Here is a 25,928-nt window from a genome sequence, read left to right as displayed (position 1 = left end):
TTTATCTCAAACCGTCCTCATCCATCCCGCCAAGCGATGTGCCGCTTCCTCGAGCTGGTCGAGGCGGCGGTGGAAGCACAGGCGCAAAAACGCCTCTCCGCCAGGGCCGAAGGCGGTGCCCGGCGCCAGGCCGACATTGGCCTTGTCGACGATGTCGAAAGCAGCCCGGTGCGGATCGGTGATGCCGTCGACCGTGAAAAACAAATAGAACGCGCCTTGCGGCACGGTGAAGCGCGCTTTGCCGGTTGCGCCGAGAATATCGCAGACCAGGTCGCGCGCTTTCCTGGCGCGCTCCACCTGCTCGACGATGAAGGCATCACCGTGGTCCAGCGCCGCGACGGCGCCGCGCTGCATGAACTGGGCGACGCCTGAGGTCGAATACTGGATCAGGTTCTCGAACACCTGCTGCAGCTCGGGATGGGTCTTGATCCAGCCGACGCGCCAGCCGGTCATCGCCCAGTTCTTGGAAAAGGAGTTGACGAACAGGATGCGGTCTTCCGCGGTCGAAATGTCGAGGAAGGACGGCGCACGGCCGTGGCCGTAGTGGAACAGCGAATAGATCTCGTCGGCGATGATCCACAGGCCCTTTTGGCGGGCGAGATTCAGGATCGCCTGCAGCGTTTCCTTATCGGCCGTCCAGCCGGTGGGGTTCGATGGCGTGTTGACGAACAGCGCCTTGGTGCGCGGCGTCACCGCAGCCGCAATCTTGTCGACATCGCAGGACCAGCCATTGCCCGACTGGTCGAGCGTGACCGCAACCGGGGTAGCGCCGGAAATACCGGCGGCGGCGGCGAAATTCGGCCAGGCCGGGGAGAGATAGACCACCTCGTCGCCGCTGCCGGCGACCGCGGCTAATGCCAACTGAATGGCATGCATGCCGGAACCGGTGGCGATGAATTCCTCTTCGGCGAAGCTCTTGCCGAAATGCCTGGCATAGTAGCGAGAAAGCGCTTGCCTCAACTCCGGAATGCCTTTCTGCCAGGTATAGAATGTCTCGCCATTGGCGAGCCCCTTGGCGGCGGCTTCCGAAATGAAGGCAGGCGTCGGCAAATCGCCTTCACCGGCCCAGAGCGGGATCATGCCCTCGCGCGAACGGCCGTAATTGACGACGGCGACAATGCCGCTTTCGGGGGCGGCCACCGCTTCGGCGCGCAAGCTATCGATCAGGGTCATGAACAGGTCCGTTTTGATGTCTGCTTTGATGCATGTCATTATCCAGAACCGCTGCGCACTTGTGGGCGACATGCATTGGCGGATGCTCTTAGCAGATGCGGCAACAGAAAACCCCGGCCGCGAACGACCGGGGTTTTGGTCCAGAAATCTGGCCTTATCTATTTCCTGGCGAGGAGATCGCGAATTTCGGTGAGCAAAGCGACGTCGGCCGGTGGCGGAGCCGCAGGTGCGGCCGGCTTCTCCCGCTCGAGCCGCTTGCGCATGTTGTTCACGGCCTTGACCATCAGGAAGATGATGAAAGCCAGGATGACGAAATTCAGCGCCACGGTGATAAAATTGCCGTAGGCGAACACCGCGCCTTCCTTACGCGCGTCGGCAAGATTGGTCGAATGCACTGTTGATGAGAGGCCTATGAAGTAGTTGGAAAAGTCGACGCCACCAAGTGCGCCGATGAAAGGCATGATGATGTCGTTGACAAGAGAATCGACGATCTTGCTGAAGGCCGCGCCGATGATGACGCCGACCGCAAGGTCCATCACATTTCCTTTGGAAATGAATTCCTGGAATTCTTTCAGCATTCGACCCTCCTTGTCATGACGGACCGCGCTGCCGCCGTCCCTCCGGCGTCGGCCCGTGCGCACCATAACAAAAACCTGCGGTTGCAACAGAAGCAAAAGCTGGAAAACACCGCTTTCTCCTTACCTTGGTTCACGGTTCGACAGGGCAGCGTCGCGACCATGCGCCGAAAGCCGCGATGGACTTGACCTTAGAGCTGTGATTGCCTCTGGGCAGGCCGGGGTGAAAGCTGGCTAGGAGGATTTTCGGGCCGTGCAGGGCTGGTTCATCGTCATCATTGCGGTCGCCTATGTAACGCTGCTGTTCGTCATCGCCAGCCTCGGCGACCGGCGTTCAACGGCGTTGGGACCCGGCCGCGCCCGGCCCTTCATCTATGCGCTCAGCCTCGCCATCTACTGCACCTCCTGGACCTTCTTCGGCTCGGTCGGCCTGTCGTCCGAACGCGGCCTCGAATTTTTGGGCATCTACACCGGGCCGGTGCTGGTGTTCGTGTTCGGCTTTCCGCTGCTCAATCGCATCGTGCGGCTGGCCAAGAGCGAGAAGATCACCTCGATCGCCGACTTCCTCGGCGCGCGCTACGGCAAGAGCTTTGCCGTCTCGGCGATCGCCACGCTGATCGCCACCATCGGCGCGGTGCCCTATATCGCACTGCAACTGAAGGCGATCTCCGGTTCGGTCGGCCTGATGGTCGAGCATTATACGGGATCGCCGCCCTCCTTCGATCCCTTCGTCAGCGACATCTCGCTGGTGGTGGCCATGCTCTTGGCGCTGTTTGCGGTGCTGTTCGGCACCCGCCATGCCGACGCCACCGAGCACCAGGACGGGCTGGTGCTGGCGGTGGCGGTCGAAACCGTGGTCAAGCTCGCCGCCTTCCTGGCGATCGGCCTGATGGTCACCTTCCTGATCTTCGGTGGCCCGGGCGACATGATCGACAAGCTGGCCGAAAACAGCCAGGTGCGGCAAGCTATGGGCTACAACACCTCGCTCGCCACCTGGCTGGTGCTGACTTGCCTGAGCGGCTTTGCCATCATCATGCTGCCGCGCCAGTTCTACGTCACCATCGTCGAGAACCGCGGCGAGGCCGAACTGCGCACCGCGACCTGGGTGTTTCCGCTCTATCTCGTGGCGATAAACCTGTTCGTGCTGCCGATCGCCTTCGCCGGCCTGGCGCTGGTCGGCGCCAAAACCACCAGTGACCTCTATGTGCTGGCGCTGCCCTTGTTCGGCGGCCATGACTTCCTCGCCATGGCCGCCTTCATCGGTGGGCTGTCGGCGGCGACCGCCATGGTGATCGTCGAAAGCGTGGCGCTGTCGATCATGATCTCCAACGACCTCGTCATCCCGCTGTTCGTGCGCCGCCTGCTCAAGACCACGACCTCTGAGAATGAGGATTGGTCGACGCTGATCCTCAACGTGCGGCGCGGCGCCATCTTCATCCTGTTGTTCATCGCCTTCCTCTACTACCGCGAAAGCACCAACTCGGCGCGGCTGTCGTCGATCGGCCTGATGTCGTTCGCGGCAATCGCCCAATTCGCGCCGGCGCTGATCGGCGGGCTGATCTGGCGCGGCGCCAATGGCCGCGGCGCGGCCCTTGGCATGGTCGCCGGCATCCTCGTCTGGGGCTATACGCTGCTTTTGCCGTCGCTCTCGGCAGCCGACGCGGACATCGTCGTGCAGGGGTTGTTCGGTTTCGAGGCGCTGCGGCCGCAGGCTCTGTTCGGCACCGTCGCCGAACCGTTGAACCACGGCGTGCTCTGGAGCCTGTCGGTCAACACGCTGTTCTTCGTGCTCGGCTCGCTGTCGCGCGCGTCAGTGCCGCTGGAGCGGATCCAGGCGTCGATCTTCGTGCCGCGCGAATCCGGCCCGATGCCCAGCCTGCGCCGCTTCCGCACCGCCATCACCGTCAACGTGCTGAAGGACACCATCTCGCGCTACCTCGGCGTCGAGCGCACCGAGCGCTCCTTCCAATCCTTCGAGAAAAGCAATGGCGTCTCGCTGCACGGCAATGAGCAGGCCAGCATGGATGTCATCCGCTTTTCCGAGCAGCTGCTGGCGAGCGCGGTCGGCTCGTCTTCGGCGCGGCTGATCCTGTCGCTGCTGTTTCGCCGCAACGACCGCGAGTCCAAGGACGCCTTTCGCCTGCTCGACGACGCCACCGAAGCGCTGCAGCACAATCGCGACCTGCTGCAAATCGCGCTCGACCAGATGGAGCAGGGCATCACCGTATTCGACCGCGATTTCCGCCTGATCTGCTGGAACAGACAATATCGCGCGCTGTTCGACCTGCCCGACGAGATGGGCCAGGTCGGCGTCTCGCTCGACCGCATCCTGCGCCACCTCGCCGAGCGCGGCGATATCCCGGCCGACCAGCGCGTGGCGATGCTCAACCGGCTGACCAGCTTCGTCAGCCCATGGCAGATGGAGTTGACGACCAGTGGCCGAATCCTCGAACTGCGTTCCAACCCGATGCCGGACGGTGGCATCGTTGCCACCTATGCCGACATATCAGGACGCGTCGAACAGGATTTGGCGCTGAAGCGGGCCAATGAATCGCTGGAGCAGCGGGTCAAGACGCGTACCATCGAACTGACTAGGGTTAACGAGGAGTTGACCCGGGTCAATGAGGAGCTGGCGCAGGCGCAGATGCTGGCCGAGGAGGCCAATCTGGGCAAGACGCGCTTCCTCGCCGCCGCTGGCCACGACATCCTGCAGCCGCTGAACGCCGCCCGTCTCTACTGCTCGTCGCTGATCGAAAAGGCCGGCAAGGGCCCGGCCGGGAAGGCTGCTATCAACATCGAATCCTCGCTGGAATCGGTCGAGACGATCCTGGGCGCCGTGCTCGACATTTCCCGCCTCGACGCCGGCGCGATGAAACCCGATGACAGCGCCTTCCGCCTGGACGGGCTGCTGCGCCAGATCGGCAATGATTTTCAGCCGCTCGCCGCCGAAAAGAAACTCAATCTGACGATCATAGCCTCGTCGCTCAGCGTGTTGACGGACCGCAACCTGCTGCGCCGGCTGATCCAGAATCTGGTCTCCAATGCCATCAAATACACCCCCCATGGCCGCATCCTGGTCGGCGTGCGACGGCGCGGCGAACTCGCCGAAATCCAGGTGATCGACACTGGCATCGGCATTGCCGGCGACAAGCTGAACACGGTCTTCAACGAGTTCACCCGGCTGGACGAAGGCGTGCGCGAGGCCGAAGGTCTCGGCCTTGGCCTGTCCATCGTCGACCGCATCGCGCGGGTGCTGCGGCTCGAGATCCAGATCTTTTCCAACCCGGGCAAGGGTACGCGCTTTTCCGTTATCCTGCCGGTTGCGGCGGTTGAGGCGCCGCGGCGCGAGGTCGAGCCGAAGGCGCCTGCCCGCACCGCGAATTCGCTGGCCGGCCTGCGCGTCATGTGCATCGACAACGACGCCCGCATCCTCGACGGCATGCGGCTTCTGCTCGAGGGCTGGGGCTGCAGCATCGGCACGTTTTCGGGTTCGGAGGATTTTGGCAGGGCCGATCGTCCCGACATCGTGCTTGCCGACTATCATCTCGATGGCAGAAGCGGCCTCGACATCATCGCCCGCCTGCGTGACATCCATGGTTCCGATCTGCCGGCCGTGCTGGTCACCGCCGACCGCTCCACCGAGGTCCGTGCCGCTGCCGCCGCGCTCGACGTGCCGGTGATCAACAAGCCGCTGAAGCCGGCGGTGCTGCGTTCGATGATGGCAAGGGTCAGGCCGCTGGCGTCGGCGGCCGAGTAGAGTTTCTATCTTTTTGTTTTACGCAATTCCCAAGGGAAAGCGCTACGCACTTTTCCTGGAATAGCTTTAGCCCGCCGGCTGCAACGGATCGCTGCCGATCTTGGACAGCTGGATCACCGCCTGGGTGCGGCTGTCGACGCCGAGCTTCTGCAGGATGGCCGAAACATGCGCCTTGACCGTCGCTTCGGAGACGCTGAGCTCGTAGGCGATCTGCTTGTTGAGCAGGCCTTCGGCCAGCATGCCGAGGACACGCGTCTGCTGCGGTGTCAGCGCCTGCAGCCGCTTGATCAGGTCGGATATTTCCGGGTCGCGCTCGACGCCGAGGTCGATGCCGACGGGGGCTGCGATATCGCCTACCAGCACCGATTGCACAGCGCTGCGGATTTCCTCCATGCTGGCCGATTTGGAGATGAAGCCGGATGCGCCGAGATCGAGCGCGCGCCGGATGGTCACCGGGTCGTCGTGGGCCGATACCACCACCAGCGGCACCGCCGGGTGGATGCCGCGCAACGCGATCAGACCGGACAGGCCGCTGGCGCCCGGCATCGACAGGTCGAGCAGCACCAGGTCGACATCCTCATTGGCCACGACCAGGGCCTTGGCGCTTTCGAAATCGCCGGCCTCGTGAATGGCGGCGACATCGCCGACGCCGGCAAGCGCCTCTTTCAAGGCGCCGCGGAACAGCGGATGGTCGTCGGCAATGACGAAGGTGTAACCCGACGGCAAATCTTCCTCCCAAATCCCTTATCGATTATCGGCTTTTACGGGACCGGACGATTATGCGGCGAAGCGCTTTGTTTCAAGCGGCAATGGCCGGACGGGGCATTTCCCCGCCGGGCAGTTCAGGTCTTTTGCGAGTTGAGTTTGGCGCCGTCGCCATTATCCTTGTCCATCTCCTTGACGATGCCCATGAAGCCGCGCAGCATGCGCTCCATATAGCTCATCGTCTTGTCGAAATCCTCTTCGCTCGGCAATTTCGATTCGAGACGGGCCGACAGCGAATTCTCCAACCTGGTGACGCGTTCGTCCATGGCCTTCATCGAGGACTGCAAACGATCGACCTCGTCCTGGAAGGCAGCGCGTTCGTCGGCCGCGATCTTGCAGACGAGCTGGCCGGAGCGCTCCTCGCAGATCGACATGGCGCCGGTCCGGGTGTCCATGCGGACATAGCCGTTGGCCGATTTTTCCAGCCGGTAGCGGTCGGTCTCTTCGGACCAGGCCGATGCCGCAACCAGCGAGACCAGTGCGGCGGGGATCAGTATGTGCTGCAGACGCATGTTCCATCCTCCACGAGCCAGGGTGCGCAACCTATCACAGCTTTGCGCCGTAAATGCGGACGAGTTGCCCTTCCCCGCATGAGCCATCCGGACCAGAGCGGGTCGCCGTTCCACGGCGCTCCGCTCTATCTCCTTGTTTTAACGCAATTCCGGGCGGAAAACCGCTTCACACTTTTCCTGGAATTGCTTTATAGCGCAACAATGTCTCAGATCATCTACAAGATCGCGCCCGAAGCCCTTTGGCGCGAGGCCGAGAAAAACGGCCGCTTCACCGGCGCTCCGATCGACGTCGCCGACGGCTTCATCCATTTCTCCACCGCTGATCAGGTCAGGGAGACGGCGGCGAAGCATTTCGCCGGCCAGATGGATTTGCTGCTGATCGCCATCGACGGGGCGCTGCTCGGTGACGCGCTGAAATACGAGGTCTCGCGCGGCGGCGCGCTGTTCCCGCATCTCTATGGGGTGCTCGATATGAGCGCCGTGCTGTGGGTGCGGCCACTGCCGCTCGGGGCCGACGGCGCCCATCAATTCCCGGCGCTGGAGGCCGAATGATCGTGTTCGATCGCATCGGCCAGAAACTGCTGTTCACCTTCGATCCGGAAACGGCGCATGGCATGTCGATCGCGGCGCTGCGATGCGGTCTGCCGGTCGGCGCGCGAACGGTGCGCGACGACAGGTTGAAGCTCAGCCTCTGTGGCATCGCCTTCCCCAATCCGCTCGGCATGGCCGCAGGCTACGACAAGAACGCCGAGGTGCCCGACGCGCTGCTTGGCCTCGGCTTCGGCTTTGCCGAAGTCGGCACCGTGACGCCGCTGCCGCAGGCCGGCAATCCGAAGCCGCGCATTTTCCGGCTGACGGAGGATGATGCGGTGATCAACCGCCTGGGCTTCAACAATGAGGGCCACGAGGCGGCGGAAAAACGCCTTGCCGCGCGCCAGGGACGCGGCGGCATTGTCGGCGTCAACATCGGCGCCAACAAGGACAGCGCCGATCGTGTCCGTGACTATGAGTTGGGCGTTTCCCGTTTTGCGAAATACGCCAGCTATCTCACCGTCAACATCTCGTCGCCCAACACGCCCGGCCTGCGCACCATGCAGGCGCGCGAACAGCTCGGCGTACTGTTGTCTCGGGTCATGTCGGTGCGTGCAGCAGCTTCGGCGCAGCCGCCCCTCTTCCTCAAGATCGCGCCCGATCTGGTCGAGGCCGAGCTTGAAGACATCGCCGCCGAAGTCAGCGAGAAGCAGATTGACGGCGTCATCGTCTCCAACACGACGCTGGCGCGAACCGGATTGCGTAGCGCCACCAGCGAGACCGGCGGGCTCTCCGGCAAACCGCTGTTCGAGCGTTCGACCATCGTGCTGGCCAAGATGCGCAAATTGCTCGGGCCGGAGCGCGCCATTATCGGCGTCGGCGGCGTCGATTCGGCCGAGAACGCGCTGGAGAAAATCCGCGCCGGCGCCGACCTCGTGCAGCTCTATACCGGCATGGTCTATGCCGGGCCGGCGCTGCCGGGGCGCATCCTTGCCGGGATGGTGCGATTTGCCGACAAGGAGCGGCTGAAATCATTGCGCGAACTGCGCGACAACCGGCTCGATCAGTGGGCTGCCAGGCCGCTCTAAAACGCCGTGCGCAACCGGAGCCGCAGGATGGCCAGCAGGCTGAAGCCGCGCACCAGCAGGAAAACGTGCAGCGCCGCCCACAGGCCGTGATTGCCGAGAGACGGCGCCAAGCTGAACAATGCGGCGCTGAAGGCCAGGAACGACACCAGCATCATGTTGCGCATCTCGCGCGACCAGGTAGCGCCGATGAAGACGCCGTCCATCTGGAAGGCCAGCACGCCGCTCAGCGGTGTCAGTGCCGCCCACGGCAGATAGATGTCGGCAACAGCACGAACATCCGGCGACGTGGTGATCAACGAAATCAGGCCGGCGCCGCCGAGCCAGAAGATCAGCGTGGCGGTTCCGGCGAGGCCGAACCCCCAGAATAAGGTCAGACGTACCGCCCGGCGGAACGCCGTCTCGGCACGTGCGCCGATCGCGCGTCCCGCCAACTGTTCGGCCGCGGTGGCGAAACCGTCGAGAAAATAGCCGGCGACGAGGAAGAAGTTCATCAGCACGGCATTGGCGGCCAGCGTCAGCGTGCCGAACTGCGCGCCCTGGCGGGTGAACAGCGCGAAAGCGGCGAGCAGCGAGAACGAGCGGATCATGATATCGCGGTTGAGCGACAGCATGCGCAGGAAAGCGGGCATGTCGAGCAGGCGATGCCGCGGCAGGCGGGGTGCGGCCCGGAAGCGCCAGACAACGATGGCGAGACCCAGCAGCATGGCCAGACATTCGCCGGTGACGGTCGCCCAGGCCACGCCGGCGACGCCCCAGCCAAGCTTCAGGCCGAGCAGGATGCAAAGCACGATGTTGATGCCGTTGAGCACCGCCTGCAGCATCAGCCCAAGCCCGCCCTCGCCGCGTCCAAGGACATAGCCGAGGATGGCGTAGTTGATCAGCGTGAAGGGGGCGGCGAGCATTCTGATGTGGATATAGACGCCCATCGCCTCGCCGACGCGCGCTTCGCCGCCGATGAATTTCTGGCCGGCGATGGCAATCAGCGGCGCAAGGCCGACAAGCACGATGCCGGCGGCGACCGCGATCAGCACGGCGCGCCAGAACACCGCCTGCTCCTCCAGTTCGTCGCCGCGCCCAAACGCCTGGGCGACGAGGCCGGTGGTACCGGAGCGCAGGAAATTGAAGGTGCTGAAGACCACGTCGAAGACCAGCGCCCCGGCCGCCAGGCCGCCGAGCAGGGCGGCATCGCCGAACTGCCCGACCACCGCCGTGTCGACGATGCCGAGCAGCGGCGTCGTCAGATAGGCGAGCGTCATCGGCACGGCGATGGCGAGCATCGAACGGTTGGTGACGGCGAAGGGTCTCGCGTCGGCTGGGATTGCACCCGTGTCCAGGGGACTGCTGCCTTGCTGATTGCGGCTTGATCGAACAGCCGATGTGCCCCATTTTCCGGCCACCGCGCAATCACTCTTGCCGTGACGGCCAACCGAAATGTTCTTCTGGCGCGAGCCCGTCGGACCCGAGTATTGGTTTTAAGCAATTCCCAAGGGGAAGCGCTATGCGCTTCTCCCGGGAAAACCGCTGCACACTTTTGCTGGAATTGCTTTAGCCATGCCCCTGCAGATCGTCCACCACCCCGACTACGATGCCGGCTTCGCCGTCAATCATCGCTTTCCGATGAGCAAATATCCGCTGCTGATGCAGGCCTTGCATATCGGGGGTCTGATCCATGCCGAGGCGCTGTCGATGCCCGAGCCGGCGCCGGCCTCCTGGCTGAAGCTTGCCCATGCGGCTGATTATGTCGACCAGGTCATCGCTTGTTCGGTGCCTGAGAAGATCGAGCGCGAGATCGGCTTTCCCGTGGTTCCGCGCGTTTCGCTCAGGGCGCAACTCGCCGCCGGCGGTACGGTGCTGGCCGCACGGCTGGCTCTTATCAACGGCATTGCCTGCAACAGTGCCGGCGGCAGCCACCATGCGCGGCGCGCGCAAGGCGCGGGCTTCTGCACCTTCAACGATGTTGCCGTCGCTTCGCTGGTGCTGCTAGCCGAAGACGCGGTGAAAAACATCCTGATCGTCGATCTCGATGTGCATCAGGGCGACGGCACCGCGGACATCCTGAAAGACGAGCCACGCGCGTTCACCTTTTCCATGCATGGCGAACGCAATTATCCGGTGCGCAAGATTGCCTCCGATCTCGACGTTGCGCTGCCGGACGGCACCGGCGATGGCGCCTATCTCGAACGGCTGGGTGTCCTCCTGCCGGAGCTCTCGGCCAAGGCGCACTGGGACATCGCCTTCTACAATGCCGGTGTCGACGTGCATGCCGAGGACCGGCTCGGCCGGCTATCGCTCAGCGATGCCGGCGTGCGTGCCCGCGACGCCATGGTGATCGGTCATTTCCGCGCGCTGGGCATCCCGGTCTGCGGCCTCATCGGCGGCGGCTATTCGACCGATGTCGCAGCGCTGGCCGCGCGCCACGCCATCCTGTTCGAGGTGGCGTCGGACTTTGCCTGAGTGGCCTTCGGTTTGAGCACAATCTTTTCCGAAAACCGGTCGCCACTTTTCGGGATCATGCCTCCGCTTCACTTCCGGTAGTTCGCGACCCTGAGCAGGATGAACACCGGCACGACGATCGCGGCGCCGAGCAGGATATAGCCCAAGAAGCGATAGACCGCGTTGAAGCCGAGGTTCCACAAATCGATGAAGAAACCCTGGATGCGGTAGAAGACGTCCATCGGCGTCCAGCCGAACGCATTCATGACCAGGCCGACGAGGAACGACACGACCAGCAGCTTGACGATCACCCTGACGGGCGAGTCACCGAGAAAGCGCGTCACTGTGGACAAGGGGCTGCCTCCAGATTGGTATGCCCGGATTCGGGGTACAAACCCACGAATACGCACTTGCTGCGCCCGCATCAAGGCAGGGGGACTGGTGCAATCGGTCGGGGTTTCCAACAGCCGTTTCCGAAGAGCTGTCCAAGGGCGATTGCCCGAAGCACGCCCCTCATGATATCGAGAGGCAAATGCGGGTATGATGTAATGGTAGCTTGTCAGCTTCCCAAGCTGAACGCGAGGGTTCGATTCCCTCTACCCGCTCCAGTTCCTATCCCACTTCCCGCAAGATAAAATCGTGCAGCATCTTGGCTGCCGGCGACAGGACGCGGTTCTTCACCGTGATCAGGCTGTAGGGGCGGACCTCGATGTCGAACTCGGTCTGGACGACATCGATGGCGCCGGCGAGACCGTCGGGGTTCTGGATGAATTTTGCCACCTGGATCGACACCGGGGCGATGGCGTCGGACTGCGCCACCATGACCAAAGTCAGCAGCAGCGAAGAGGTGTTGAGGATGCGGTCAGGCAGGGCGATGTTGCGGTTCAGGAAATTGCTCTCCATCGCTTGGCGCAGCGGCGACCCGCCCGACTGGAACACCCAGTCAAAGGCGGCGGTGTCCTCCAGCCGCACCGCCTTCTCATTGTTGAGAGGATGGCCGTTGCTCAGCGGGTGGCCTCGGCGCACGATCAGGCAGGCCTTCTCGACGCCGATGACACGCGATTCGAACAGCCGCGGATTGAGGTCTTCGGGAACACGGGCGATGATGAAATCATGGCGCGTGGCGATCAGTTCGCGCGCCAGCACATTCGAAGTCTCGACCTGCATGGTAATCTCGATGCGCGGATAGAGGCGGCGTATCTCGCGGATCGCCGGGACCGCCAGTTCGATCGCCGGCGCCGTCACCGCGCCAAGGAACACCGAGCCGCCCTTGCCGGCCTTGAGCTCCGATATTTCGCGGTCGGCCTCGCGCATTTCAAGCAGGATCGAGCGCGCGCGCCGGGCCAGCGCCTTGCCGTAAGGGGTGAGTGTGATGCCGCGCGGCAGCCTTTCGCAGAGCTTCACCTCGAGCACCGCTTCCATCTCGGAAATCATGCGCGAGGCCGCCGGCTGCGAGATGTTCATCACCTGGGCGGCAGCACTCACCCGACCGTGATCGTCGAGTGCTGCGATCATGCGCATGTGACGCAGGCTCAAGCCGCTACGCAGAAGTGTCTCGCCATCGCCCGGCAATTCATCGTAACCGCTTGAAATTCCCTGAGGACCTCGTAAAGCCGCCATGCCTTTTCCCGCTTCCGCCACTGTTCCAGCCCGGTTAAGTCATATACCGGTTTTGGTATAGCAACCACCGAAGATCGCATTTGACAGTTATGGCAAAGGGTCACACTTTCGCGCGTCCTCAAGACTTGACGGTCGATGACGAGCAAAATCGTATCGATTTAAATCTGAGGGCCGATTGGGAGGATACCGGAGATCGATTATGACGGCGGCGGCGCTTTGGCGCATCCGCCCGACTGCGCGGCCCGCGAAGCCCCGAGGTGTCGCGTCCATCAACCAGGGAGAGTTTTACGTGAAAATCATCAAGACACTGGCCGCCGTCGCGGCCCTCGGCATCGCTGCCATGACCTACTCGGCGCATGCAGCCGACAAGGGTCTTGTCGGCGTGCTGATGCCGACCAAGACCTCGCAGCGCTGGATCAATGACGGCGATGCCGTCAAGTCCCAGCTCGAAGCTCTCGGCTACACGGTCGACCTGCAGTACGCGCAGGACGACATCCCCAACCAGCTCAGCCAGCTGGAAAACGAAATCACCAAGGGCCCGAAGGCGCTGATCATCGCTTCGATCGACGGCACGACCCTGTCGGACGCGCTGCAGAAGGCCGCTGACGCCGGCGTCGTCGTCGTCGCCTATGACCGCCTGATCAAGAAGACCGCCAATGTCGATTACTACACCACCTTCGACAATTTCGGCGTCGGCGTGATCCAGGCGAACTCGCTGGTCAAGGGCCTCAAGGAGCGCTTCCCGAACACCAAGCCGTGGAACGTCGAACTGTTCGGCGGCTCGCCGGACGACAACAACGCCTTCTTCTTCTACAACGGCGCAATCTCGGTGCTGCAGCCGCTGATCGATGACGGCTCGATCAAGATCAAGTCCGGCCAGACCGGCATGGACAAGGTCGGCACGCTGCGCTGGCTCGCCGCCACCGCCCAGGCGCGCATGGACAACCTGCTGTCGGCCAACTACTCGGACGGCAGCCGCGTCGATGGCGTTCTTTCGCCCTATGACGGCCTGTCGCGCGGCATCACCGCTTCGCTGCGCGCCGTGGGTTACGGCACCGACGCCCAGCCGTGGCCGATCGTGACCGGCCAGGACGCCGAGACTGCTTCGGTCAAGCTGATCATCACGGGCGAGCAATACTCGACCGTGTTCAAGGACACCCGCGAACTGGCCAAGGCCACCGTCGAACTCGTCGACAAGGTGCTCTCGGGCGGCAAGCCGGACGGCCTCGATGAAAAGACCTACAACAACGACGTCAAGGTCGTCCCCTCGATCCTTTTGACGCCGCATGAGGTCGACAAGTCGAACTACCAGGCACTGGTCGTCGACTCCGGCTACATCAAGGCCGACGAACTGAAGTAATCCGTTTATAAAGACAGGGGTCCTGCGCGACGCAGGACCCCTTTCCGTTCACAAGCGACCCCGGTATTGTTTCTACCGGACTTAGTTTGCGTGCATGTCGTTGTCTCAAACCGCAAGCACTTTGGAGCGACATGCAACAGGAGGAGCTTGCCGTGATGACGACGATTTTGGAGATGCGCGACATCACCAAGACGTTCCCCGGCGTGAAGGCGCTGTCGAACGTCAACCTCAGCGTCGAAGAAGGCGAGATCCACGCCGTGGTTGGCGAGAACGGCGCCGGCAAGTCGACGCTGATGAAGGTCCTGTCGGGCGTCTATCCCGCCGGCACCTATGACGGCCAGATCATTTTTCAGGGTCAGGAATGCCAGTTCAAAGGTATCCATGACAGCGAACACAAGGGCATCGTCATCATCCACCAGGAGCTAGCGCTGGTGCCGATGCTGTCGATCACCGAAAATATCTTCCTCGGCAACGAAAACGCCCGATACGGCGTCATCGACTGGGATGCCAACGAGGCGCGCACCGCTGCCCTGTTGAAGAAGGTGGGCCTCAAGGAGGACCCCAAGACACTGATCACCAATATCGGCGTCGGCAAGCAGCAGCTGGTCGAGATCGCCAAGGCGCTGAGCAAGGACGTCAAGCTTTTGATCCTCGACGAGCCGACCGCGTCGCTCAGCGAGAAAGACAGCCAGGCGCTGCTCGATCTTCTGCTCGAATTCAAGCGCCAAGGCATGACCTCGATCCTGATCTCGCACAAGCTCAACGAGATCAACCGGGTCGCCGACAAGGTAACCGTCATCCGTGACGGGCGCACCATCGAGACGCTGGCCAAGAAGGATATCTCCGAAGACCGCATCATCACCTCGATGGTCGGCCGTTCGCTAGACGACCGCTATCCGCCGCGCGAGCCCAAGATCGGCGAAGTCGTGTTCGAGGTGAAGAACTGGTCGGTCTATCACCCGCTCCATGCCGAGCGACAGGTGATCAAGGGCATCGACATTAATGTGCGCAAGGGCGAGGTGGTCGGCATCGCCGGGCTGATGGGCGCCGGCCGCACCGAATTCGCCATGAGCCTGTTCGGCCGCTCCTATGGCCGCCGCATCACCGGCGAAGTGCTGCTCAAGGGCAAGCCGGTCGATGTCTCCTCGGTAAGCAAGGCGGTCCAACACGGCATCGCCTATGTCACCGAGGACCGCAAAACCTACGGCCTCAACCTTATCGACCATATCAAGCATAACATTACGCTGGCCAATCTCGACGGCGTGTCGCGCCACAGCGTGATCGACGACATGCGCGAGCTTGCGGTCGCCAACGACTATCGCAAGAAGACCAATATCCGTGCGTCAAGCGTCTATCAGATGACCGGCAATCTTTCCGGCGGCAACCAGCAGAAGGTGGTGCTGTCGAAATGGTTGTTTGCCGACCCTGACGTGCTGATCCTCGACGAGCCGACACGCGGCATCGATGTCGGCGCCAAATATGAAATCTACACGATCATCGCGCGCCTTGCCTCGGAGGGTAAGGCGATCGTGGTCATCTCGTCGGAAATGCCGGAATTGCTGGGGATTACCGACCGCATCTACGTCATGAACGAAGGGCGCATGGTGGGCGAAATGCCGGCGGCGGAAGCAAGCCAGGAAAAGATAATGCGCGCCATCGTCCGGGGAGAAGGAAAAGCAGCATGAGCACCGAAAGCGCCCCCGCCCCGCAGGGCAACGTCGCCGACGAACAGCGCCCGCGCATCGCCGTCTCGGCGCTGGCGACGAATTTACGCGAATACGGACTGATCATAGCCCTGATCGTCATCATGCTGTTCTTCCAGTTCACCACGTCGGGGACGTTGTTCAAGCCGGTCAATCTCAGTAATCTGGTGCAGCAGAACTCCTTCATCATCGTGATGGCGCTCGGCATGCTGCTGGTGATCGTATCGGGCTATATCGACCTCAGCGTCGGATCGGTCGCCGGTTTCATCGGCGCGCTGGCGGCAAACATGATGGTTATCTGGCAGCTCGGACCGCTGAGCAATCCGCTGGTGGTTTCGATCGTCTGCCTGGTCGCGGGTGGCCTGATCGGCGCCGCGCAAGGGTATTGGATCGCCTATCACCGGATACCGAGCTTCATTGTCACGCTGGCCGGCATGCTGATCTTCCGCGGCATTTGCCAGGCGTTGCTTGGCGGCGGCTCGTCGGTGGGTCCGCTTCCCGACGACTTCAAGATGCTCAGCTCCGGCTTCATCCCGGATGTGATCGGCCCACTGACGCTCGTCCCGCCGGTCGTGAACGCAGCCGGCAAGACCATCATGGGCAGCGGCGTGACCCTGCACATGACGACGGTCGTGCTGGGGCTGATCGCCGTGCTCGCCTATGCCTATTTCGGGGTCCGCACCCGGCGCAAACGAGAACGCCATGGTTATGAGGCCGAGCCCTTCACCCTGTTCGTGGTCAAGACGCTGGTCGCCAGCGCGCTGGCGCTGTTCCTGGTCTATGAGTTTGCCAGCTACCGCGGCCTGCCGGTGGTGCTGCTGGTCATGGGCGTGCTGATCACGCTGTTCGTCTTCGTCACCAAGCGCATGACCATCGGGAGGCGCATCTACGCCATGGGCGGCAATCCCAAGGCGGCGCAGCTGTCGGGCATCAACACCGAGCGGCTGACGCTGATGGTGTTCATCAATATGGGCGTGCTGTCGGCGCTTGGCGGCCTGATCATCGCGGCTCGTCTCGGCCAGGCGGTGCCGGCGGCGGGTCTCGGCTCGGAGCTCGATGTCATCGCCGCAGTGTTCATCGGCGGCGCCTCGGCGATGGGCGGCGTCGGCCAGGTCATCGGGGCGGTCGTCGGCGGCTTCATCATGGGCGTGATGAACAACGGCATGTCGATCATGGGCGTCAATGTCGACTGGCAGCAGGTGGTCAAAGGCCTGGTGCTGCTCGGCGCCGTGATCTTCGACGTCTACAACAAGAACAAGGCCTGACAAGCTTCAGGCGAGGCAAGCAGGAGGCATACGGTCGCGGCGCAGCCGGCAAGTTGTCGGCATAAGAAGTCCCCCGAGGGATGGAGCTCGCGAGCGCAATCCGGACGAAGAGTTCAACCCGTGGCGCGGCGAGGTCCGAGCCGCGCAGGTCAAGGTTTGCCAAGGGGCAACCCGGCCAAGGCACATGAGAGAGGATTTCATCATGCTAATCTCCCAGATCCTCGACGACGCCGAGACCATCCGCGTCGTCGCCCGCAATGGCGGCGGCAAGACCAGGATCATCAACGGCGCCCGCAGCGTCTATTCGCTGGCCATGGAAGCCGCGCGCACCGGAACGGGCCTCGCCGCGCTGATCGAGCGCAAGGGGTTCGGTGAAGCGATAGACCTCGACGCCGTCTACAAGAAGGGCCGGCTGGTGTCGCCGATCAACCATCCCGATCCTGCGCATCTGCATCTGACCGGCACCGGCCTGACCCATCTCGGCTCGGCGGCGACGCGCGATTCCATGCACAAGAAGCTCAGCGATGGCGGCGAGGAGCAGCTTACCGATTCCATGAAGATGTTCCGCATGGGGCTCGAAGGCGGCAAGCCGGCCAAGGGCCAGACCGGCGTGCAGCCGGAATGGTTCTACAAGGGCAACGGCACCATGGCGGTGGCGCCGGGCGCCGCACTGATGTCGCCGGCCTTTGCGCAGGACGCCGGCGAGGAGCCGGAAATCGCCGGCATCTATGTCATCGGCGACGACGGCGCGCCGTTCCGCGTCGGCTTCACGCTGTCGAACGAGTTTTCCGATCATGTTACCGAGCGGGTGAACTATCTGTTCCTGGCACATTCCAAACTGCGCAACGCCTCGTTCGGGCCGGAAATCCTGATCGGCGACCTGCCGGCCGACGTCAGGGGCTCATCGCGAATCTATCGCGACAGCAATTTGCTGTGGGAAAAGCCGTTCCTGTCGGGCGAAGCGAACATGTCGCACACAATCGCCAATCTCGAACATCATCACTTCAAATATTCGGCCTTCCGCCAGCCGGGCGACGTGCATGTGCACATGTTCGGCACGGCGACGCTGTCCTTTGCCGACGGCATCAAGACTCAGGCCGGCGACGTGTTCGAGATCGAGGCCGGGGATTTCGGCCTGCCGCTGCGCAACCCGCTGGAGATCGAGCAGCCGGTGAAGGTGGCGGTGAAGGCGCTTTGAGGCAGCATCACATTTGGGAGCCGGAATGAACGGAATGCGGCTTGTCATTGTGTTCACGGGCGTGGCCCTGTTCCTGACCCAACCGTCGGTGGCCTTTAGCGCCGGCCAGTGCAGCCCGAAGTCCTATCGTGAAGCCCGTTTGGCGATGACGAGCCGTCTTCTGGCAACCGGCTATTCGAAAGCCCAGGTGAGCTTTCTGATGCGCAACACGGATCACATGACATCAGCGCTTCGCACCGACAGGCTGAACAACAATGGCAAGGTCTGCGGCATCGACTCCGCCAAGGCCCATGTCCTCGGTTGCCTCGACAAGCAGTTGTTCCCGTTGAAGCGCGGCTCAAACGCTTCGCTCGACGAGGTCAAACTGACCGAAGGCTTTTGGGGCAGGAAACGTTTGGCCGCACGCGAACTGCTGTTTATCGGCCATTTTCATGCCTGCCTTGGCGCCGCGAAATCGTATCTCTTTCGCGGCTGACGCCGGCGGACGGGACTCAATAGATATCGAAATCGAAATACTTGGCCTGGATCTTCTTGTAAGTGCCGTCGGCGACGATGGCGTCTATCGCCGCGTTGAGCTTGTCGCGAAGTGCCGTGTCCTCCAGGCGGACAGCGATGCCGGCTTGCGTCTCGGTGCCCTTGACGTCACCGACAAGCTTGCAGCAGCCGTCGCTCGCCTTCTTCAGCCAGTCCATCAGCACGAATTTGTCGGAGATGACGGCGTCGAGACGGCCGTTCTGCAAGTCGGTGATCGCCTCTTCCTGGGTGGGGTAGAGTTTCGCCTCGGCGCCGGCCTTGCCATAGGCGTCCTGCGCATAGTCGGCCTGGGTGGTCGAGGCCTGCGCGCCCACCGTCTTGCCGGCAAGGGCTGCCGGTTCGGTGGAAGTGAGGTCGCTGTCCTTCGGCGCCACCAGCGCCAGCGGCGTCGTGTAGTATTTGTTGGTGAAGGCGACCTGTTTCTTGCGCTCCTCGGTGATGCTCATCGAGGCGATGATGGCGTCGAACTTTTTCGCCTGCAGCGCCGGGATGATGCCGTCCCAGTCCTGGGTGACGATCTCGCACTCGACCTTCATCTGCGCACACAGCGCATTGGCAATGTCGATGTCGAAGCCCTCGATCTTGCCGTCCGCGGTGATGGTGTTGAAGGGCGGATAAGCGCCCTCGGTGCCGATCTTCAATTTCTCCTGCGCCTCAGCCAGCGAGCCGGCCGATATCACCAGCATGGCAGCGCTCGCTGCCGATATGATCCATCTTGAAATCTGCATCTTGGTTCCCCTTGCGCGCCGTTCTCTTGCCGGCCACCGAAAGGCAGCCAAGCATGGTGAGGCAGCGCAGGCAAGTATTTTGCCTGACGGTGATCGAAGGTTCAGCCGGCGGGGCGGAAATGCTTGGAGAGCTTGAGGCCTTGCGCCTGGTAATTCGAGCCGAGATCGGTGCCGTAAAGCGCCTGCGGCCGCTTCAGCATGTGTTCGTAGACCAGCCGGCCGACAATCTGGCCGTGGTCGAGGATGAACGGCACTTCGTGGCTGCGCACTTCGAGCACCGCCCGGCTGCCGGTGCCGCCTGAGGCCGAATGGCCGAAGCCCGGATCGAAGAAGCCGGCATAGTGAACACGGAATTCGCCAACCAGCGGATCGAAGGGCGTCATCTCGGCGGCGTAGAGCGGCGGCACGTGCACGGCTTCGCGGCTGACCAGGATGTAGAACTCGTCCGGGTCGAGCACCAGTTCGCCGGCGCCGCTCTTATAGAGCGGCTCCCAGAAATCGACGGCATCCTGGGCGGCGCGCTTGTCGACATCGACCAAGCCGGTGTGATGCTTGCCGCGATAGCCGACCAGGCCGTTCTGGTCGCCGTCAAGATCGATCGACAGCGCAATGCCGCCGCCGGAAATGTTGGGCGGCTCGGTCGCCACCAGCATCTCGGCGCGGTGCAATTCGTTCAGTTCTGCCTCCGACAACAGCGCGTTGCCAGTGCGAAAGCGGATCTGCGACAGCCTCGATCCGGCGCGTACGACGATCGGGAAGGTGCGTGGACTGACTTCGAGATAAAGCGGCCCGTGATAGCCGGGGGCGATCTTGTCGAACTCATGGCCGCGATCGGTCATCACCCGGGTGAAGATGTCGAGCCGGCCGGTCGAGCTCTTCGGGTTGGCCGAGGCCGACACGTTTGCGGGCAGCGCCAGGCTTTCGAGCAGCGGCACGATGTAGACGCAGCCGGTTTCCAGCACCGCGCCCTCGGCGAGACTGAATTCGTGCAATTTCAGCCGGTGAAGCTTGTCGGCCACCAGATGATCGGGACCCGGCAGGAAGGAGGCGCGCACGCGAAAAGCCTTGTCGCCGAGCCTGAGATCGAGGCTCGCCGGCTGCACCTGGTCGACATCGAGCGCGCGCGGCGACTTCAGCGCGCCGGACTGAAACAGCGCGGAAATGTCCTGATCGGGAAGAATGCCTGTCTGCCGCAAAAGGCTGGCTCCGCTCCAAGGTCGGTCTCTTTGTGGCAGGTTCTTGCCGCAAAACCGCTGGATATTATTGCGGAACCTGCCTAGTACAAACCTCTTAATGAAGCCGGCAATTGACGCAAGCGCAGGTGAGGTCTAAAGGGTCGTTATCCCGTGGTGATTTGGCCGGTCGGCTTGCAGCCACGTTAAACAAGTCGCTAAAGGACCGTCGGGCCGCAAGGCCATATGGACCGGTTGCGACTTTCGCGGCCGGTTTTTTTGTGTCTGGAACAAAAGCGATGAGCACCAAGAAGCGTAACTGGAAACCTCAGACCGCACTCGTGCACGGGGGAACGCTGCGTTCCCAGTTCGGCGAGACGTCCGAAGCGATGTACCTCACCCAAGGCTATGTCTACGAGACGGCGCAGGCTGCCGAGGCCCGTTTCAAGGGCGAGGAGCCGGGCTTCATCTATTCGCGCTATGCCAACCCTACCGTCGACATGTTCGAAAAGCGCATGTGCGCGCTGGAGGGTGCCGAAGATGCGCGCGCCACGGCGTCCGGCATGGCGGCGGTGACGGCAGCGCTCCTGTGCAGCGCCAAGGCCGGCGACCATATCGTTGCGGCGCGCGCGCTGTTCGGCTCCTGCCGCTGGGTGGTGGAGACGCTGGCGCCGAAATACGGCATCGAGGCAACGCTGGTCGACGGCACCGACATCGCCAACTGGGAAAAGGCGGTGCGGCCGAACACGAAACTGTTCTTCCTGGAAAGCCCGACCAATCCGACGCTGGAAGTGGTCGACATCGCAGCGGTGGCGGCGCTCGCCACCTCGATCGGCGCCAGGCTGATCGTCGACAATGTCTTCGCCACGCCCTTGCAGCAGAAGCCCTTGCAGCTCGGCGCCCATATCGTCGTCTACTCCGCGACCAAGCACATTGACGGCCAGGGACGCTGTCTCGGCGGCATCATCCTGTCGGACAAGAAATGGATCGACGAGAATTTGCACGACTATTTCCGCCACACCGGCCCGAGCCTGTCGCCGTTCAACGCCTGGACGCTGCTCAAGGGCCTGGAGACGCTGCCGGTTCGGGTGCGCCAGCAGACTGAAAGCGCGGCCAAGATCGCGGATTTCCTGGCAGGACGGCCGGAAATTGCCCGCGTCATCTATCCCGGCCGCGCCGACCATCCGCAGGCTGACATCGTCAAAAAGCAGATGACCGGCGGATCGACGCTGATCTGCCTCGACGTCAAGGGCGGCAAGCAGGCGGCCTTCGCCTTGCAGAACGCGCTCGACATCGTGCTGATCTCCAACAATCTCGGCGACGCCAAGAGCCTGATCACCCATCCGGCGACCACCACGCACAAGAACCTCAGCGACGAAGCTCGCGCCGAGCTTGGCATCGGGCCGGGAACGCTCAGGCTGTCGGTCGGTCTTGAGGATACGGACGATCTGCTGGAGGACGTTGCGCAGGCGCTGAAGGCAGCCGGGTAGGCCGCGAGGCGTCACGCTCCCGACGAAACCTCTTCCAGTTCGGCCGTCTTGGTGCCGATGGTCATGATGTTGCCGCGCCAGTCGACGGCGCCGCTCAGCCAGCCGCGCGCCCAGATGGCGGGAAGCATCATGTCGCGCACCATCATCGCCGGGACCATGCGCAGCGACAGGTGCCAGCCCTTGGCCGCGGCCAGCGCGCATTCGGGAATGTAGGCCGCCGCCAGCACGGCCAACACCGTGGCCGGCAGGCTGACGCCGGCACTTGCTGCCGCCACCAGCGCCAACGCCAACGGCACGGCGACGCCGGTCAGGATCTCGGGTGCGAAAAACAGCGGGAAAGTGACGCGGCGCAACCGCGCCCAGCGCGCCTGACGCGACCAGATGTCGGCAAGTCGGCGCTGCCCCAGTGGTTGCTCGAAAGGCGAGGCAACGAGATTGACGCGCAGGCCCAGTCCGTTTACCAGCTTGGTTGCAGCAGCATCCTCGGCGATCTCGGCGGCCAGCGCGCGGATACCGCCATTGGTATCGAGCATCGGCTTGTTCCACAGCATGCTCTTGCCCTGGGCAAAGCCGAGGCCAAGCGCCTCGCCGGCATATTGCCAGCGCGCCTGCAGCGTGTTGAGGAACGCGCATTCGACCTCGGCCCAGAAGCCATCCGGCCGCGAGCCGATCGGCGTCGAGCAGATAAGCCCGGTATTGGTCCGCCAGGCCGCCATCAGGTGCTGGACGTAATCCCTAGGCATCAGCACGTTGGAATCCGCCAGAATAACCCAATGATTGCGCGCCGCTTCCCAGCCCTTGACGCAGTTGTTGAGCTTCGGGTTGCTGCTGACGCGGTCGTCGCCGATCAGCAGCCGGGCCGGCACGTTGGGAAACAGGACGATCGCCCTGTTTATCAGTTTGACGACGGGATCGTCGGCGTGAGCGACGCAGAAGATCAGTTCGTAGCGCGGCCAGTCGAGCGAGAAGGCTCGCTGCAGCGTCTCTTGTGTGAACGGCTCCACGCCGCGCGACGGCACGACGATCGAGACCGGTGGCTGCTCGTCGGACGGCGGAGGGATAAGGCGACGCGCTTGCAGTTTCGACGAAGCAAGCAGGATGCTGGCGAGATTGGAAAGAAGCAAAGCGGAGGAAGCGAAGGCGGCTGTGAGAGCTAGTTCCATGAGATCTGGTCACTCCGGAAAGGCCGCTCGCGGCTGCTTTGTCAGTCGACAGATGGGCCTTGAGTCGCCGGCAAGGTTTGCGCACACCAACATTGTCATGTGTCACTTAAATGACATTGTTTGTCGGCACCTCCGCTTTGAGGCTGGCAGGACATGCCGCTCTGCGCGTATCAAACCGCATGGCGCGACAAATGTTCCTTGCCGCGCAACCGGAGCAGCCCATGTATCGCGCCGTCACGCGCAACATCGAAGTGCAGGTCAGACCGTTCTACCTGGAGGACCGCTCGGACCCGGCGGAGAACCGTTATGTCTGGGGCTACCAGGTGACGATCGACAACCAGTCGGACGATTTCGTGCAGCTTATGTCGCGTTACTGGCACATCACCGACGGCAGCGGCCGGATCGAGGAAGTGCGCGGCGCCGGCGTGGTCGGCGACCAGCCTGAGCTCAATCCCGGCGACAGCTATCAATACACGTCAGGCTGCCCGCTCTCGACGCCCTCCGGCTTCATGGTCGGCCACTACACCATGTGCAACAAAAAGGGCGAGACGTTCGACGTCGCTATTCCCGCGTTTTCGCTGGATCTGCCGGGGACGCGGCGGACGGTGAATTAGGGGTTTTCTCCCCATCTCTATACGGGGAGAAATGCCCGGCAGTGCAATGAGGGGCGCCGCCGGACTCATGAGGTTATCTTCCACGCACATGACGTAGGCTATGCGCGGCCATTCACCAAAGTTCGCGCTGCCCCTCATCCGCCCTTCGGGCACCTTCTCCCGTGAACGGGGAGAAGGAAGAGATGCTACTGAGCTGCAAACTCCGCCGGGTCGAAGTCGTACTGCTTCGAGCAGAACTCGCAGGCGACGTGGATGCCGCCATCTTCGGTGCTGTCCTTGATCTCCTGCGCGGAAAACCCCTCGAGGATGCCGCGTATCTTGTCCCTTGAGCAGGAACATTGGTCGGCGACCGGCACGCCGCCGAAGACGCGCACGCCATGTTCGTGGAACAGCCTGTAGAGCAGCCGCTCGGCGCCGATGGTCGGGTCGATCAGCTCGGTCGGCTCGATGGTGCCGAGCAGCGCCACCAGCTCGCGCCAAGAATTGTCGGCCGGCTCGTTCATCACGTCGCGCGGATCGCCGTCGCCCCCCGAAATGTCGGGCACGCGCATGCGCTCGGGCGACTGCGGCAGGAACTGCGCCAGGATACCGCCGGCGCGCCACTGCTCGCGCGCACCGCCGGGGCCGGGCGTCAGCAGCTTGGCCACCGACAGCCTGAGGTCGGTCGGGATCTGCTCCGACTGGCGGAAATAGGTGCGCGCGGCGTCTTCCAGCGTCTCGCCGTCGAGCTGGACGATGCCCTGATAGCGCTGCGTGTGCGCCCCCTGGTCGATGGTCAGCGCCAAAACGCCGCTGCCCAGCAGCGTCTGCTGCGAGGTCTGGCCTGCGGCCACCAGGGCCTCCAGCCGGTCGGCATCGAAGCGCGCATAGGCGCGCAATGCCGAGGGCGTGGAGAAATCCGCGACCAGCATGTCGACAGGCCCGTCGGTGCGGGTCTGCAGGATGAACTTGCCTTCAAATTTGAGCGAAGTGCCGAGCAGCACCGTCAGCACACAGGCTTCCGCCAGCAGGCGGGCGACCGGCTCGGGATAGTCATGACGGTTGAGGATGGCGTCGAGCATCGGCCCGAGCTGCACGGTGCGGCCGCGCACGTCGAGCGGGCCTACCTCGAAGGGCACGACATGATCGTCGCCGGCATAGCCGAACTCGCCGAGTTTGGGGTGATGTTCAGTCACTTGATGCGTTTCCAACATGACAAAGCTCCAGGGCGCGGCCATGCGGCCCGGAGGGGTGCATGCGTCCAAACGCGCTTGATTTGCGTGATGGGGCGCAAATAGGCATCGCGCCGCCCCGGATCAAGCGCTTGGAGAGCAAGCGCCTGGAGATCAAGCGCCCAGACACCAGGCCAAAACCGCCTTCTGGGCGTGGAGCCGGTTCTCGGCTTCGTCGAAGACCACCGAATGCGGACCGTCGATGACCTCGTCGGTGACTTCCTCACCGCGATGCGCCGGCAGGCAGTGCATGAACAGGGCGTCGGGCTTGGCCCTCGCCATCAGCGCCGCATTGACCTGATAGGGCGAGAAGACATTGTGGCCGCGGGCGCGGTGTTCCTGGCCCATCGACACCCAGCAGTCGGTGACGATGCAGTCGGCCTGGTCGACGGCTTCCTCGGGCGAGCGGGTGAAGTGCAGCTTGCCGCCATTGCTCTTCGACCAGTCGATATGCTTTTGCGCCGGCTCGCTGCCTTCCGGCACGGCGACATTGAGGTTGAAGCGGAACCGCGCCGAGGCCTCGAGCAGCGAATGCAGCACATTGTTGCCGTCGCCGGTCCAGGCGATGGTCTTGCCGGCAACCGGACCGCGATGCTCCTCGAAGGTCATGATGTCGGCCATCAGCTGACAGGGATGGGTGTCGTCGGTCAGCCCGTTGATGACCGGAATCGTGGCATTCTCGGTCAGCTCGAGCAGCCGCTCATGCGACGTGGTGCGGATCATGATGGCGTCGACATAGCGCGACAGCACCTTGGCGGTGTCGGCAATGGTCTCGGAACGGCCGAGCTGCATTTCGGTGCCGGTCAGCATGATGGTCTCGCCGCCGAGCTGTCGCATGCCGACGTCGAAGGACACGCGCGTGCGCGTCGACGGCTTGTCGAAGATCATGGCCAGCACCTTGCCTTCGAGCGGTTTGGTCCGTTCGCCGGCCTTGAGGCGCGCCTTGCGCACCACCGCATCGTCCAGCATCAGGCGCAGATCGCCTTCGGAAACGGCGGAAAGATCGGTGAAATGGCGAAGGCTCATCGGGAATGGT

General features: G+C 63.1%; 23 protein-coding genes, 1 tRNA gene and 1 riboswitch. Of the genes, 12 read left to right on the top strand and 12 right to left on the bottom strand.

Going from position 1 to position 25,928, the window contains the following annotated elements:
- Window positions 1-6: 6 nt before the first annotated feature.
- Window positions 7-1,173 (bottom strand): pyridoxal phosphate-dependent aminotransferase, encoded by a 1,167-nt coding sequence (locus tag ACYG9Z_RS18480; RefSeq protein WP_023681932.1) that lies wholly within the window; start codon window positions 1,171-1,173, stop codon window positions 7-9.
- 158 nt (window positions 1,174-1,331) lie between these two features.
- Window positions 1,332-1,751 carry a large conductance mechanosensitive channel protein MscL gene (gene mscL / locus ACYG9Z_RS18475; RefSeq protein WP_023681933.1) on the bottom strand — a complete coding sequence of 140 codons (420 nt, stop codon included), beginning with the start codon at window positions 1,749-1,751 and terminating at the stop codon, window positions 1,332-1,334.
- Window positions 1,752-2,001: 250 nt separating this feature from the next.
- Between mscL and ACYG9Z_RS18470 the strand changes: the two genes are divergently transcribed.
- A complete protein-coding gene (locus ACYG9Z_RS18470; protein WP_023751960.1) occupies window positions 2,002-5,505 on the top strand; it encodes a PAS domain-containing hybrid sensor histidine kinase/response regulator in 3,504 nt (1,167 codons plus the stop codon).
- Window positions 5,506-5,571: 66 nt separating this feature from the next.
- Here the strand turns inward: ACYG9Z_RS18470 and ACYG9Z_RS18465 are convergent, their stop codons facing one another.
- Window positions 5,572-6,231, bottom strand: coding sequence for a response regulator transcription factor (locus ACYG9Z_RS18465; RefSeq protein WP_023681935.1), 660 nt, complete (start codon window positions 6,229-6,231; stop codon window positions 5,572-5,574).
- Window positions 6,232-6,347: 116 nt separating this feature from the next.
- Entirely contained in the window at window positions 6,348-6,782 is a 435-nt protein-coding gene (locus ACYG9Z_RS18460) for a hypothetical protein (protein ID WP_023669646.1), read from the bottom strand.
- Window positions 6,783-6,983: 201 nt separating this feature from the next.
- Between ACYG9Z_RS18460 and ACYG9Z_RS18455 the strand changes: the two genes are divergently transcribed.
- Together ACYG9Z_RS18455 and ACYG9Z_RS18450 are read left to right on the top strand one after the other, a co-directional pair.
- On the top strand, window positions 6,984-7,334 hold the full coding sequence (locus ACYG9Z_RS18455; protein ID WP_023751959.1) for a DUF952 domain-containing protein: 351 nt from the start codon (window positions 6,984-6,986) through the stop codon (window positions 7,332-7,334).
- Entirely contained in the window at window positions 7,331-8,401 is a 1,071-nt protein-coding gene (locus ACYG9Z_RS18450) for a quinone-dependent dihydroorotate dehydrogenase (RefSeq protein ID WP_023751958.1), read from the top strand. The genes ACYG9Z_RS18455 and ACYG9Z_RS18450 overlap by 4 nt, the downstream gene beginning before the upstream one ends.
- Here ACYG9Z_RS18450 and ACYG9Z_RS18445 read toward each other — a convergent pair.
- Window positions 8,398-9,735 carry an MATE family efflux transporter gene (locus tag ACYG9Z_RS18445; protein ID WP_023751957.1) on the bottom strand — a complete coding sequence of 446 codons (1,338 nt, stop codon included), beginning with the start codon at window positions 9,733-9,735 and terminating at the stop codon, window positions 8,398-8,400. The genes ACYG9Z_RS18450 and ACYG9Z_RS18445 overlap by 4 nt on opposite strands.
- Window positions 9,736-9,952: 217 nt before the next feature.
- Between ACYG9Z_RS18445 and ACYG9Z_RS18440 the strand changes: the two genes are divergently transcribed.
- Window positions 9,953-10,855, top strand: a complete 903-nt coding sequence (locus ACYG9Z_RS18440; RefSeq protein ID WP_023751956.1) for a histone deacetylase family protein — start codon at window positions 9,953-9,955, stop codon at window positions 10,853-10,855.
- A gap of 68 nt (window positions 10,856-10,923) precedes the next feature.
- Here the strand turns inward: ACYG9Z_RS18440 and ACYG9Z_RS18435 are convergent, their stop codons facing one another.
- The gene (locus ACYG9Z_RS18435; RefSeq protein ID WP_023681941.1) at window positions 10,924-11,187 is read right to left on the bottom strand and encodes a DUF6460 domain-containing protein; all 264 of its coding nucleotides are present in this window, start codon (window positions 11,185-11,187) and stop codon (window positions 10,924-10,926) included.
- 181 nt (window positions 11,188-11,368) lie between these two features.
- Between ACYG9Z_RS18435 and ACYG9Z_RS18430 the strand changes: the two genes are divergently transcribed.
- A tRNA-Gly gene (locus ACYG9Z_RS18430) sits at window positions 11,369-11,442 on the top strand.
- 4 nt (window positions 11,443-11,446) lie between these two features.
- Here ACYG9Z_RS18430 and ACYG9Z_RS18425 read toward each other — a convergent pair.
- Window positions 11,447-12,454 carry a LysR family transcriptional regulator gene (locus ACYG9Z_RS18425; protein ID WP_023751955.1) on the bottom strand — a complete coding sequence of 336 codons (1,008 nt, stop codon included), beginning with the start codon at window positions 12,452-12,454 and terminating at the stop codon, window positions 11,447-11,449.
- Between the two features lie 289 nt (window positions 12,455-12,743).
- Here ACYG9Z_RS18425 and chvE point away from each other — a divergent pair, with 289 nt between their 5' ends.
- From chvE to ACYG9Z_RS18400, 5 genes are all read left to right on the top strand, one after another.
- A complete protein-coding gene (chvE, locus tag ACYG9Z_RS18420; RefSeq protein WP_023681943.1) occupies window positions 12,744-13,814 on the top strand; it encodes a multiple monosaccharide ABC transporter substrate-binding protein in 1,071 nt (356 codons plus the stop codon).
- Between the two features lie 152 nt (window positions 13,815-13,966).
- Entirely contained in the window at window positions 13,967-15,499 is a 1,533-nt protein-coding gene (mmsA, locus tag ACYG9Z_RS18415; protein WP_027049369.1) for a multiple monosaccharide ABC transporter ATP-binding protein, read from the top strand.
- A complete protein-coding gene (gene mmsB / locus ACYG9Z_RS18410; protein WP_023669637.1) occupies window positions 15,496-16,782 on the top strand; it encodes a multiple monosaccharide ABC transporter permease in 1,287 nt (428 codons plus the stop codon). Before mmsA ends, mmsB begins: the two co-directional genes overlap by 4 nt.
- 202 nt (window positions 16,783-16,984) lie before the next feature.
- Window positions 16,985-17,980 carry an AraD1 family protein gene (gene araD1 / locus ACYG9Z_RS18405; protein WP_023669636.1) on the top strand — a complete coding sequence of 332 codons (996 nt, stop codon included), beginning with the start codon at window positions 16,985-16,987 and terminating at the stop codon, window positions 17,978-17,980.
- 25 nt (window positions 17,981-18,005) lie between these two features.
- The gene (locus ACYG9Z_RS18400; protein WP_031244089.1) at window positions 18,006-18,455 is read left to right on the top strand and encodes a hypothetical protein; all 450 of its coding nucleotides are present in this window, start codon (window positions 18,006-18,008) and stop codon (window positions 18,453-18,455) included.
- 16 nt (window positions 18,456-18,471) lie between these two features.
- On the opposite strand, the gene ACYG9Z_RS18395 is transcribed toward ACYG9Z_RS18400, so the two are convergent.
- Together ACYG9Z_RS18395 and ACYG9Z_RS18390 are read right to left on the bottom strand one after the other, a co-directional pair.
- A complete protein-coding gene (locus tag ACYG9Z_RS18395) occupies window positions 18,472-19,242 on the bottom strand; it encodes an ABC transporter substrate-binding protein (protein ID WP_023699518.1) in 771 nt (256 codons plus the stop codon).
- A gap of 101 nt (window positions 19,243-19,343) precedes the next feature.
- Window positions 19,344-20,438 carry a 2'-deoxycytidine 5'-triphosphate deaminase gene (locus ACYG9Z_RS18390; protein ID WP_023699517.1) on the bottom strand — a complete coding sequence of 365 codons (1,095 nt, stop codon included), beginning with the start codon at window positions 20,436-20,438 and terminating at the stop codon, window positions 19,344-19,346.
- A gap of 140 nt (window positions 20,439-20,578) precedes the next feature.
- A riboswitch (SAM riboswitch) is annotated at window positions 20,579-20,656 on the top strand.
- 57 nt (window positions 20,657-20,713) lie between these two features.
- On the opposite strand from ACYG9Z_RS18390, the gene ACYG9Z_RS18385 reads away from it, so the two are divergent.
- Window positions 20,714-21,904: an O-succinylhomoserine sulfhydrylase gene (locus tag ACYG9Z_RS18385; RefSeq protein WP_023669633.1), complete on the top strand. Its 1,191-nt coding sequence runs from the start codon at window positions 20,714-20,716 to the stop codon at window positions 21,902-21,904.
- Between the two features lie 11 nt (window positions 21,905-21,915).
- Here ACYG9Z_RS18385 and ACYG9Z_RS18380 read toward each other — a convergent pair whose 3' ends face one another.
- Window positions 21,916-23,067 (bottom strand): ceramide glucosyltransferase, encoded by a 1,152-nt coding sequence (locus ACYG9Z_RS18380; RefSeq protein WP_023751953.1) that lies wholly within the window; start codon window positions 23,065-23,067, stop codon window positions 21,916-21,918.
- Window positions 23,068-23,288: 221 nt separating this feature from the next.
- Between ACYG9Z_RS18380 and apaG the strand changes: the two genes are divergently transcribed.
- A complete protein-coding gene (gene apaG / locus ACYG9Z_RS18375; protein ID WP_023751952.1) occupies window positions 23,289-23,681 on the top strand; it encodes a Co2+/Mg2+ efflux protein ApaG in 393 nt (130 codons plus the stop codon).
- 185 nt (window positions 23,682-23,866) lie between these two features.
- Here the strand turns inward: apaG and ACYG9Z_RS18370 are convergent, their stop codons facing one another.
- Together ACYG9Z_RS18370 and argF are read right to left on the bottom strand one after the other, a co-directional pair.
- On the bottom strand, window positions 23,867-24,898 hold the full coding sequence (locus tag ACYG9Z_RS18370) for an Hsp33 family molecular chaperone (protein ID WP_031202777.1): 1,032 nt from the start codon (window positions 24,896-24,898) through the stop codon (window positions 23,867-23,869).
- Between the two features lie 108 nt (window positions 24,899-25,006).
- Entirely contained in the window at window positions 25,007-25,918 is a 912-nt protein-coding gene (gene argF, locus ACYG9Z_RS18365; RefSeq protein WP_023669629.1) for an ornithine carbamoyltransferase, read from the bottom strand.
- Window positions 25,919-25,928: the final 10 nt, after the last annotated feature.

This window comes from Mesorhizobium sp. RSR380A (genome assembly GCF_054719385.1).
Note: the sequence above shows the minus strand (reverse complement) of the source record. Positions and strands in the feature narration are given on the sequence as shown.